At 70.5% G+C, this 10,594-nt stretch carries 9 protein-coding genes; 5 read left to right on the top strand and 4 right to left on the bottom strand.

The features are described 5' to 3' along the window. A partial coding sequence (locus N415_RS24590) for a PE family protein (RefSeq protein WP_152531560.1) occupies positions 1-609 on the bottom strand: 609 nt, incomplete at its 3' end. Positions 610-655: 46 nt separating this feature from the next. Continuing rightward, the gene (locus N415_RS24585; RefSeq protein WP_068187502.1) at positions 656-1,120 is read right to left on the bottom strand and encodes a tRNA (cytidine(34)-2'-O)-methyltransferase; all 465 of its coding nucleotides are present in this window, start codon (positions 1,118-1,120) and stop codon (positions 656-658) included. Positions 1,121-1,380: 260 nt separating this feature from the next. On the opposite strand from N415_RS24585, the gene N415_RS24580 reads away from it, so the two are divergent. From N415_RS24580 to N415_RS24560, 5 genes are read left to right on the top strand one after another with little or no spacing between them, the layout of a single operon-like run. Further along, positions 1,381-4,161, top strand: a complete 2,781-nt coding sequence (locus N415_RS24580; protein ID WP_068187504.1) for a sensor histidine kinase — start codon at positions 1,381-1,383, stop codon at positions 4,159-4,161. Beyond that, complete coding sequence (locus N415_RS24575; RefSeq protein ID WP_068187501.1) at positions 4,158-4,562, top strand: serine protease inhibitor; 405 nt, start codon at positions 4,158-4,160, stop codon at positions 4,560-4,562. The genes N415_RS24580 and N415_RS24575 overlap by 4 nt, the downstream gene beginning before the upstream one ends. Positions 4,563-4,568: 6 nt before the next feature. Next, positions 4,569-4,943 (top strand): DUF742 domain-containing protein, encoded by a 375-nt coding sequence (locus tag N415_RS24570; RefSeq protein WP_068187500.1) that lies wholly within the window; start codon positions 4,569-4,571, stop codon positions 4,941-4,943. Next, positions 4,924-5,508: an ATP/GTP-binding protein gene (locus N415_RS24565; protein WP_068113569.1), complete on the top strand. Its 585-nt coding sequence runs from the start codon at positions 4,924-4,926 to the stop codon at positions 5,506-5,508. Before N415_RS24570 ends, N415_RS24565 begins: the two co-directional genes overlap by 20 nt. Position 5,509: 1 nt before the next feature. Continuing rightward, positions 5,510-6,064 carry a pentapeptide repeat-containing protein gene (locus tag N415_RS24560; protein ID WP_068187499.1) on the top strand — a complete coding sequence of 185 codons (555 nt, stop codon included), beginning with the start codon at positions 5,510-5,512 and terminating at the stop codon, positions 6,062-6,064. On the opposite strand, the gene N415_RS24555 is transcribed toward N415_RS24560, so the two are convergent. Both N415_RS24555 and N415_RS24550 read right to left on the bottom strand, forming a co-directional pair. Beyond that, positions 6,061-8,508: an ATP-binding cassette domain-containing protein gene (locus N415_RS24555; protein WP_068187498.1), complete on the bottom strand. Its 2,448-nt coding sequence runs from the start codon at positions 8,506-8,508 to the stop codon at positions 6,061-6,063. The two genes, N415_RS24560 and N415_RS24555, sit on opposite strands and share 4 nt — an antisense overlap. Further along, positions 8,508-10,594, bottom strand: a 2,087-nt coding sequence (locus tag N415_RS24550; RefSeq protein ID WP_193376503.1) for an ATP-binding cassette domain-containing protein, incomplete at its 5' end; no start/stop codon positions are given. The genes N415_RS24555 and N415_RS24550, both read right to left, overlap by 1 nt.

Raw genomic sequence — 10,594 nt, 5'->3', positions numbered from 1 at the left:
CCCGCCGTTGCCGCCGCTGCCGCCGCTGCCGAAGAGCCAGCCGCCGTGACCGCCGGCACCACCTGCCGCGCCGGCGCCGCCGTTGCCGCCCGTGCCGCCGTTGCCGATGAAACCGGCGGCTCCGCCGTTGCCTCCGGCCAGACCGGAGTTGGCGGGTTCGGAAAAGCCGGCGCCGCCGTTGCCGACCAAGAACCCGCCGGGCCGCCCATTGGGGCTGGCCGCGGTGCCGGGCGCGCCGTTGCCGATCAGCGGGCGACCCAGCAGCGTCTGGGTGGGCGCGTTGATCGCATTCAGCGCGTCTTGCTCCAACGTCTGCAGCGGGGCGGCGTTGGCCGCTTCGGCGTCTGCGAACGCGCTCGCACTGGCGCTCAGCGTGGCGACGAAATTGTCGTGAAACGCGGACATCTGCGCGGCGACCTGCTGATAGGCCCGGGCGTGCCCGGACAACAGCGCTGTGATGGCCGCGGACACCTCGTCGCTACCGGCGGCCAGCAACCCCGTGGTCGGTGCGGTCGCAGCAGCATTCGCCGCCCGCAGCGTGGATCCGATTCGCGCGGCATCGGAAGCAGCCGCCGCCATGTCCGCCGGAACCGCCAACACAAACGACATCGCTGCCCTCCTCGAAGTCGCGGGCCGCGCGGTATGTCTCGAAATGCTAGACCGCGCCGGTGAAGCCGTGTTGCCGCCAGGCTTCGTAGACGGCAACGGCCGCCGCGTTCGAAAGGTTCAGCGAGCGACGGCCCGCCAGCATCGGGATGCGCACCTGTCGGGTGATGTGCGGGTCGGCCAGGGTCGCCGCGTCCAGCCCGTCGGGTTCCGGCCCGAACATCAACACGTCGCCGGCGTGGTAGTCGACGTCGGCGAACGACGTCGTCGCGTGCGCGGTGAAGGCGACCACCCGCTCCGGCGCCAGCACCTGCCAGGCGGCGCGCAGCGACGCGTGCACGGTGACCGACGCGAGGTCGTGATAGTCCAGGCCGGCCCGCCGCAGCTTGGGCTCGGACAGGTCGAAGCCGAGCGGCTCGACGAGGTGCAATTCGGCGCCGGTGGCGGCCGCGGTCCGGATGGCGTTGCCGGTGTTGGGAGCGATGCGCGGGGTGACAAACATCAGCCGGAACATCTGCCGATCATGACAGGCCAAATCGTTTGCCAGACTTGCATCCCCGCGCGCGGGCCAACCTTGGAGGGCTCTGCGTACTCAGTAGGAATTGTGGAGACCTCGGCCGCGGGCTGTCATACTCGTCGGATTGCCAGGTGTTTATCGCTGGCGCCGACTGCGTGGGGTAGGCGGAATTAAGCAGGAAGTCTCATGAGCCTCTCGTTTCACCGAGCGCTGATAATCGGCGCAGCGGCCCGTCGCGCGGCCGCAGACAAGTGACCATGTTCACCCGCCCGGCCCACGCGGCCGAGGCGGACGCGCCGCAATACACCGAAGCCCCGGTCGCCGACGGCCGGCGGGCCAAACGTCCGCCCCGCTGGTCTCCCAGCAACTGGCCCGTCCGCTACAAGGTCCTGGCGATTGTGCTGGTACCGCTGCTGTTGGCGACCGCGTTCGGGGGGTTGCGCATCAAGGACGCGATGGCCAACGCCAGCGGCCTCCGGCTGGCCGCCGCCCGCGCCGACGTGCTGCCGGCGATCACCAAATACATGTCGGCGTTGGACGTCGCCCTGCTGGCAAGCTCCACCGGGCGCGACGTCGAAGGCGCCAAGAAGAACTACGAGGCGCGCAAGTACGAGCTGCAGCAGCGGCTGGCCGACACCGACGTCACCCCCGACGTCCGGTCCGGGGTGAGCACGCTGCTGAACGGCGGCGCGGGGCTGCTGGACAAGGTCGCCGACAACAGCATCGGTTTGCGGGACCGGGTCACCACCTACGCCCCGATCCTGCTGACGGCCGAGGACGTGATCAACGCGTCGGTGCACGTCGGCAACGAGCGGATCCGCGCTCAGGCCCAGGCGCTGAGCCGGGCCGTCGGCGCCCGCGGGCAGATGACGATGCAGCAGATCCTGGTGACCCGCGGGGCCGACCTTCCCGAGCCGCAGCTGCGGACCTCGATGATGACCCTGGCCGGCACCGAGCCGTCGACGCTGTTCGGGATGAGCGAGGTGCTCGGCGCCGGGTCGGCCGAGGCCAAGACGCTGCAGCAGCAGATGGTGACCCGGATGGCGATCATGTCGGATCCGGCCAGCGCGCTGGTCGACAACCCCGACCTGCTGCGCTCGATCGAGACCACCGACGGGATCGCCGAGCAGGTCATCAACGACACCACCGCGTCGGTGACCAAGTCCGTGCACGCCGAGGCCACCGATCGCCGCAACGCCGCGATCCTCGACACCGCGCTGGTGCTGGCCGTCATCGCGATCGCGCTGCTCGTCGTGTTGCTGGTGGCGCGCGCGCTGGTGCGCCCGCTGCGCGTCCTGCGTGACGGCGCGCTCAAGGTCGCCCACACCGACCTGGAGGAGGAGGTCGCCCGGGTCAAAGCCGGTGGCGCCGAACCGATTCCGCAGCCGCTGCCGGTGTACACCACCGAGGAGATCGGTCAGGTCGCCCACGCTGTCGACGAGCTGCACACCCAGGCCCTGCTGCTCGCCGGTGACGAGGCGCGCCTGCGCCTGCTGGTCAACGACATGTTCGAGACGATGTCGCGGCGCAACCGTTCCCTGGTCGACCAGCAGCTGATGCTGATCGACCGGCTGGAGCGCAACGAGGAGGACCCCGAACGCCTGGACAACCTGTTCCGGCTGGATCACCTGGCGGCCCGGTTGCGGCGCAACAGCGCCAACCTGCTGGTGCTCGCGGGCGCTCAGCTGGCCCGCGACCAACGCGACCCGGTGCCGCTGTCCACGGTGATCAACGCCGCGGTGTCCGAGGTCGAGGACTACCGCCGCGTCGAGCTGTCCGGCCTGCCCGACTGCGCGCTGGTCGGCGCGGCGGCGGGCGGCGTCATCCACCTGTTCGCCGAGCTGATCGACAACGCCCTGCGCTACTCGCCGCCGACGACGACCGTCCGGATCTCCGCCGGACGCGGCGGTGACGGGGGAATCATGCTCCGGATCTCCGACTCCGGCCTCGGCATGAACGATGCCGATCGGCGCATCGCCAACATGCGGCTGCGGTCCGGCAGCGACGTCACGCCCGATAACGCCCGGCACATGGGGCTTTTCGTGGTGGGCCGGATCGCGGCCCGGCACGGCATCCGGGTCGGCCTGCGCGGCCCGGCCGGCGACGAGGCGGGCGCCGGAACCACGGCCGAGGTCTACCTGCCGCCCTCGGTGCTGGCCGGCTCGGCGGGACCGCAGGGACGGCCGGGGTCGGTGTCGTCCCCGAGCACCCAGCTCGCCAACGCCATGGCGACGACGGACCCCGGGGGCGCGCCGGCCGCGCCCGAACCCGCCAGCCAGAACGGCGCCGACGCGTCGGGACCGCCGGTCACGTTGTTGCCGCGCCGCGACCCGGGCTCCAGCGGCATCGCGGACGTTTCAGCGGTGCCCGAGGCTCCCCAACCGGTCGCGCAGCTGCCGCGACGGGAGCGCCGCGAGCTGGCCACCCCGTGGTGGGAGGGCGGGCAGCCGGAGCCGACGCCGGAACCTGAGCCCGAGCCGGAACAGAGGCCGACCAAGCCCGCGGCGGTGTCGGACACGTCGGCGTTCTTCGCCGCGCGCGCCCAGGCCGCCGCGGCGCCCCCGGAAACCCCGGCGCCCGTCGCCTCGGCCCCGAGCATCCCGAAAGCTCCGGAGGCGCCGGCCGCCCCGGCCGATGACGACGTCATCTACCGTCGGATGCTGTCCGAGATGCTGGGCGACCCGCACGACCTGGTCAACAGCCCCGACCTGGACTGGCAGTCGGTCTGGGACCGGGGCTGGTCGTTGGCCGCCGCGGCCGAGGACAAGCCCGTCGAGGCGAAAACCGAGCACGGGCTGCCGGTCCGCGAGCCCGGGGCCCGACTGGTGCCCGGCGCCGCGAACGGGACGGACACGACCGAAGAGGAGCGGCCGGACGGCGACGAGGGGTCCCTGGTGGGATCCAACGGCCTCGCGCGGCACTCCGCCGCGGGGCGCGACCCCGAGGCGGTGCGGGCCTCGTTCAGTAGCCACTTCGGCGGCGTGCGCTCCGGACGGTCGCACGCCCGCGAGACGAGTGAAGGATCTGATCAGGAATGACGTCTGCGGACAACTCGCTGGACTGGCTGGTGACGAAGTTCGCCCGCGAGGTCCCCGGCGTCGCGCACGCGTTGCTGGTGTCGGTCGACGGGCTGCCGGTCGCGGCCAGCGAACACCTTCCGCGCGAGCGGGCCGACCAGCTGGCCGCGGTCGCCTCCGGCCTGGCCAGCCTCGCGACCGGCGCCGCGCAGCTGTTCGAGGGCGGCCAGGTGCTGCAGTCGGTGGTCGAGATGTCCAACGGCTACCTGCTGCTGATGCGGGTCGGCGACGGCTCGCATCTGGCCACGCTGGCGGTGGCGTCCTGCGACATCGGCCAGATCGGTTACGAGATGGCCGTACTCGTCGAACGGGTGGGCGGAGTGGTTGAGTCCACCCGCCGATCCGCAGAGCAGTACCAGTGACCCGCGATGGACAGACGCGAGCACTGGCCGGCACCACGTGAGGCGAACCTGGTCCGTCCGTACACGCTGACGTCAGGGCGGACCGGCACCGACGTCGACCTTCCGTTGGAAGCGCCGATACAGACGTTGGACGCCGGCCTGGCTCACCGGTGGCCACCGAACGATGCGAGAGGCAAGATCATCGAACTGTGCGTCAACAGCCCGTCGGTCGCGGAGATCTCGGCCCGGCTGGATTTACCGGTCGGCGTCGCGCGCGTCCTGGTGGGTGATCTGGTGCTGTCCGGCTACCTTCGGGTGCATAGGACGCTGAGCGAGCGTTCGACCCGCGACGAGCGTCACGAACTCATAGGAAGGACCCTGCGTGGCTTACGCGCACTCTGACGCGCACGGTTCCCGCGCGCACGCCTCGACGAAGATCGTGATCGCAGGCGGTTTCGGGGTCGGCAAGACCACGTTCGTCGGGGCGGTCTCGGAGATCATGCCGCTGCGCACCGAGGCGATGCTCACCGACGCATCGGAGGGCGTCGACATGCTCGAGGCCACCCCGGACAAGAAGACCACCACGGTTGCAATGGATTTCGGCCGCATCACGCTGGACGAGGAGCTGGTGCTCTACCTGTTCGGAACGCCGGGTCAGCGCAGGTTCTGGTTCATGTGGGACGACCTGGTGCGCGGCGCGATCGGAGCGGTCGTCCTGGTCGACTGCCGCCGCCTGCAGGACAGCTTCGCTGCGGTCGACTTCTTCGAGCACCGCAAGCTGCCGTTCTTGATCGCGGTCAACGAATTCGACGGCGCGCCACGCTATCCCGTCGAGGCGGTGCGCGAAGCCCTGACGCTGCCACGGCACATCCCGGTGATCACCGTCGACGCCAGGGACCGCCGCTCGGCGACCGACGCGCTGATCGCCGTCAGCGAATACGCGCTGGAAACCCTGGCCGCGAGCTGAATTGCAGCACTGGGTCGATCGCGAATTTACCGGCACGGATTTTCGCGACGAGGACCTCAGCCGGCTCCGCACCGAACGGGTGGTGTTTTCCGACTGCGACTTCGGCGGCGCCAACCTGGCCGAGTCCGACCATCGGGGGTCGGCGTTTCGCAACTGCACGTTCGGGCGAACCTTGTTGTGGCACAGCACCTTTGCGCAGTGCAGCATGCTGGGCTCGGTGTTCGTGGGGTGCCGGATGCGCCCGATCACGTTCGACGAGGTCGACTTCACCCTCGCGGTGCTCGGCGGCAACGACCTGCGCGGCGTCGACCTCTCCGGCTGCCGGTTTCGGGAGGCCAGCCTGGTGGAGACGGACCTGCGCAAGGCCGTGCTGCGCGGCGCCGACCTGTCCGGCGCGCGGACGACGGGCGCCCGGTTCGACGACGCCGACCTGCGCGGCGCCCTCGCGGACGCCGCGTTGTGGCGGACCGCCTCGCTGTCGGGCGCCCGCGTCGACGTGCCGCAGGCGATGGCGTTCGCGCTCGCGCACGGCTTGCGCTTCGACGCCAAGGATTAGCGCGTGAGCCGGATGCGCCAGCGCACGATCGCGGAATAGACCGCCGACAGCGCGACCAGCATCCCCATGTCGAACAACCACGCGCCGCGGGTGTGCGCCCAGTGGGCGTCCTGCGCCAGCAGCGAACCGGGCACCAGCGCCCGCAGGTCGACCGTCGACGCCGACGCCGCGTATCCCCAGCGCGAGGGCATCACCCAGGACAGCTGGTCGAGGAAGATCCGGCCCGTCACGGGCACCATCCCGCCGGCGAGCACCAGCTGCAGCATCAGCGACACCACCAACAGCGGCATGATCTGCTCGTTGGATCGCGCCAGCGACGACAGCACCAGCCCCAGCACCGCCGAGGCCACACACGTCGCGGCCACGGTGACGAACAGCTCGAAGCTAGGGTTGCCCAGCAACACCGCCGGCTGCGTTGGCGCGCCCTTGCCCAGCAGCACGATGCCCGTCACGATCGCCGCCTGCACGATCGCGAACGCACAGAACACCGTGAGCTTGGCGGCCAGGTAGGCCCCCGACGACAGGCCCACCGCCTGCTCGCGCCGGAAGATCGCGCGCTCGCCGATCAGGTCGCGAATCGTCAGCGCCGTGCCCATGAAGACGGCCGCGATCGACATCAGGGTCAGGATCTGCGCGGACTCGTCGGGTGTCCCGCTGGTCGGCTGGGCGACGCCGAACCCGGTGTTCCCCGGGACGGTCAGCGACAGCGCGCCCAGGACGAACGGCAGCAGCGCCAGGAACGTGAAGTAGGCGCGGTCGGACACGACGAGGCGGACCTGGCGCCGCGCGATCGTGGAGAACTGGTGCCGCACGCTGGTGCGGGCCTGGGTACCCAGGTCGGCGGGCGCCGACTCGACCGGGGGCGGGGGGTTGTTTTGCGCCAAGAAGCGCCGGTTCGCCTCGTCGGGGTCGGCGCCCACCTTCGCGAAGATCTGGGCCCAGTTGGTGGTGCCCATGGCGTCACCGATCTGGCCGGGCGCACCCAGGAAGGCGGTCTTGCCGCCCGGCGCCATCAGTAGCACCTGATCGCAGACGTCGAGATAGGTCAGCGAGTGGGTGACCACGAGCACCACCCGCCCGGCGTCGGCGAGCTGGCGCAGCATCGTCATCACCTGCAGGTCCAGGGCGGGGTCGAGGCCCGACGTCGGCTCGTCGAGGATCAGCAGCGACGGCCCGGTGAGCAGCTCGAGCGCGACCGACGCGCGCTTGCGCTGGCCGCCGGAGAGCTTGTCCACCCGGGTGTCGGCGTGCCTGGTCAGCCCCAGTTCGTCGAGCACCTGCGCCACGACCTGTTGGCGGTCGGCCTTGCTGGTGTCGGGCGGCAGCCGAAGTTCGGCGGCGTAGCCGAGGGCCTGGTTGACGGTCAGCTGCCGGTGCACGACGTCGTCCTGCGGGACCATCCCGATCCGGGTGCGCAGCGACGCGTACTCGGTGTGGATGTCGTGGCCCTCGAACGTGACCGAGCCGGAGGTCGGGGTGGCGTACCCGGCGATCAGCCGCGACAGCGTGGTCTTGCCGGCGCCCGAACCGCCGATGATGGCGGTCAGGGTGCCGGGCCTGGCGGTCACTGAGACGCGTTCGAGCAGGTTCTTCCCGTTGATCGCGAAGTTGACCTCGCGCACCTCCAGGCCGCCCGACCGCGCCGCCACCTCCTGGCGGCGGACCAGCATGCCGCCGCTGAACACCAGGTCGACGTTGCCGATGGTGACCACGTCGCCCTCGGCGAGCACAGCGGATCCGACCCTGATCCCGTTGACGAAGGTGCCGTTGATGCTGTTCGCGTCGCGGATCTCGGTGCCGACCGGCGTCGCGGTCAGGAAGGCGTGATGGCGCGACGCCAGCACATCGTGGACGACGATGTCGTTGTCGAGCGAGCGGCCGATCCGCGCGACGGGGGCCCTGACCCGCGTGGTCGGGAACTCGGCGACCTCGCCGCTCACGCCCATCTGGGTGGGCGGGTTTGCGTCGTCGGTGGCCGCGGGCGGCCGGAGGATCGGGATCGCCGTGGTGCGCTGGACGTCGTCGGGCGGGCGAGGCGGCGGCTGCGGCGGGCGCGGGCGCACCGGCAGCGGGCCGCTGGGTGGCGGGATCGTCGGGAGCGTCTCGGTCGGCGGCAGCAGCCCGACGGTGCCCTGGTGGTGCCCGACCTCGAACGTGATCCGCGGTCCGTCGGGCTTGCCGATGTTGATGGCCTGGCCGTCCCGGATGTCGACCGTCGGCACCCGCCGGCCGTTGAGGAAGACCCCGTTCATCGAGTTGTTGTCGACTGCGATCCACCGGCCGCCCTCGAAGCGCAGCAGCAGGTGCGCCCGGGCGATCAGCGGGTGCGCCACGCGCAGGTCGGCGCGCAGGTCACTGCCGACGACCACGTCGCGACCCGGCGCGAAATTACCTTCGGATCGCTGGGACCGCACCGTCAGCACTGGCTGCGCGGGCCGGCCCATCAGCGCTTGCGCCGGTTCCTCGACAGCCTGCGGCGGCCCGACGAGTGCCCCTTCAGCCGGAGCTTCCACCACACGATGGTGCTGTAGACGATGCACAACACCACGAGCATCGCGATGTCGAACAGCCACGCGCTCGGCTTGTGATCGAAGTGCTGGTCCTTCGGGTCGGTCGGGCCGACGACCAGCCGGTGCGTATCGATCGTCGACGCCGCCGACGCGTAACCCCACCTCGCGGGCGTGGCCCACGACAACTGGTCGAGCACGGGACGGTTGGTCACCCAGATCAACCCGCCGCAGAACACCAGCTGCGACATGATCGCGATGACCAGGAACGGCATGATCTGGTCCTGGGACTTGGCGATCGCCGACAGCGCCATGCCCAACAGCGCCGAGGCGACACACGTCAGCGCGACGTCGAAGAACAGTTCGAAGCTGACGTTGCCCAACATCACCGCTTTGGCGATCGGCTGGCCCCAGCCGATCACCGAGATCGCGGTCGTGATGCCCGCCTGCCCGATGGCGAACGCGCTGAACACCACGATCTTGGCGGCCAGGTACGACGCGGTCGACAGGCCGACCGCCTGCTCACGCCTGAATATGGGACGCTCGCCGACCAGGTCGCGAATGGTCAGCGCGGTCCCCATGAACACCGCGCCCACGGTCAGCATGACCAGAATCTGGTCGGGCTGGTTGGGCGAGTTGCTCAAGGGGTCGCCCATGCCGTACCCGGTCTTGCCACGGACGGTCAGCGTGAGGATGCCGATGAGGAACGGCAGCAGCGCCAGGAACACCGTGTAGCCCCGGTCGGAGATGACGAGCCGCACCTGGCGGCGCGCCACCGTCGAGAACTGGCGCAGGACGTCGGTGTGCACGGGTTCGCCCAGGTCGCCCGGGCTGGCATCGGAGGGGGCCTGCAACTCCGGCGGCTGGTTTTCGGCGAGGAAGCGGCGGTTGGCTTCGTCGGGGTCGGCGCCCACGTTCGCGAAGATGTCGGCCCAGTTGGTGGTGCCCATGGCCGCGCCGATCTGGCTGGTCGGCCCCAGGAACGCGGTCTTGCCGCCGGGCGCCAGCAGCAGTATCTGATCGCAAACGTCCAGGTAGGCCACCGAGTGGGTGACGACCAAGACCACGCGGCCGGCGTCGGCGAGCTGGCGCAGCATCATCATCACCTGCCGGTCCAACGCCGGATCCAGGCCCGACGTCGGCTCGTCGAGGATCAGCAGCGACGGCCCGGTGAGCAGCTCCAGCGCGACCGAGGCGCGCTTGCGCTGACCGCCGGAGAGTTTGTCGACGCGGGTGTCCGCGTGCTTGGTCAGCTCGAGTTCCTCGAGGACCTGCGCGACGACCTGCTCGCGGTCGGCCTTGCTGGTGTCGGGGGGCAGCCGCAGTTCGGCCGCGTAGCCCAGCGCCTGGTTGACCGTCAGCTGGCGGTGCACCACGTCGTCCTGCGGGACCATCCCGATCCGGCTGCGCATGGACGCGTATTCGGCGTGGATGTTGTGGCCCTCGAACGTCACAGTGCCGCTGCTGGGGGTGGTGTACCCGGCGATCAGGCGGGACAGCGTGGTCTTCCCGGCGCCCGACCCACCGATGATGGCGGTGAGCGTCCCGGGGCGCGCGGTCAGCGAGATGTGGTCGAGCAGTTGCTTTCCGTGGTCGACGGTGAACGTCACGGCGTTCACCTCCAACCCGCCGGTGCGCGTCGCCGCCTCGGTGCGGCGGACCAGGGTGTCGCCGGTGAAGACGAGGTCGACGTTTCCGATCGTGACCACGTCGCCCTCGGTCAAGATCGCGGACCCGACCCGGACACCATTGACGAAGGTGCCGTTGACGCTGTGCGCGTCGCGGATTTCGGTGCCCAGCGGCGTCTGGGTCAAAAACGCGTGATGGCGCGACGCCAGGACGTCCTGGATCACGATGTCGTTGTCGGTGGAACGACCGATCGTGATCGCGTCGGACGACTTCGGCATCGCCCCGGAGCGGGACGGCCGCAGCGCCTGGAACATCTTGGTCGCCAGGTTCGCCACCTCGGGCGGCTTGGTCAGGTTGGCCGACATCTGGGTTTCCGGCGCCGCCGGCGCGGACC

This window comes from Mycobacterium sp. UM_CSW (genome assembly GCF_000455205.1).
Taxonomy (GTDB): Bacteria; Actinomycetota; Actinomycetes; order Mycobacteriales; family Mycobacteriaceae; genus Mycobacterium.
The sequence above is the reverse complement of the archived record's forward strand: the minus strand, read 5'-3'. Positions and strand labels throughout refer to the sequence as shown.

Bases quoted from the DNA above. Each gene is read 5' to 3' on its own strand.
- N415_RS24585 (WP_068187502.1), bottom strand. From the start codon at position 1,120: ATGTTCCGGCTGATGTTTGTCACCCCGCGCATCGCTCCCAACACCGGC.
- N415_RS24580 (WP_068187504.1), top strand. From the start codon at position 1,381: ATGTTCACCCGCCCGGCCCACGCGGCCGAGGCGGACGCGCCGCAATAC.
- N415_RS24575 (WP_068187501.1), top strand. From the start codon at position 4,158: ATGACGTCTGCGGACAACTCGCTGGACTGGCTGGTGACGAAGTTCGCC.
- N415_RS24570 (WP_068187500.1), top strand. From the start codon at position 4,569: ATGGACAGACGCGAGCACTGGCCGGCACCACGTGAGGCGAACCTGGTC.
- N415_RS24555 (WP_068187498.1), bottom strand. From the start codon at position 8,508: ATGGGCCGGCCCGCGCAGCCAGTGCTGACGGTGCGGTCCCAGCGATCC.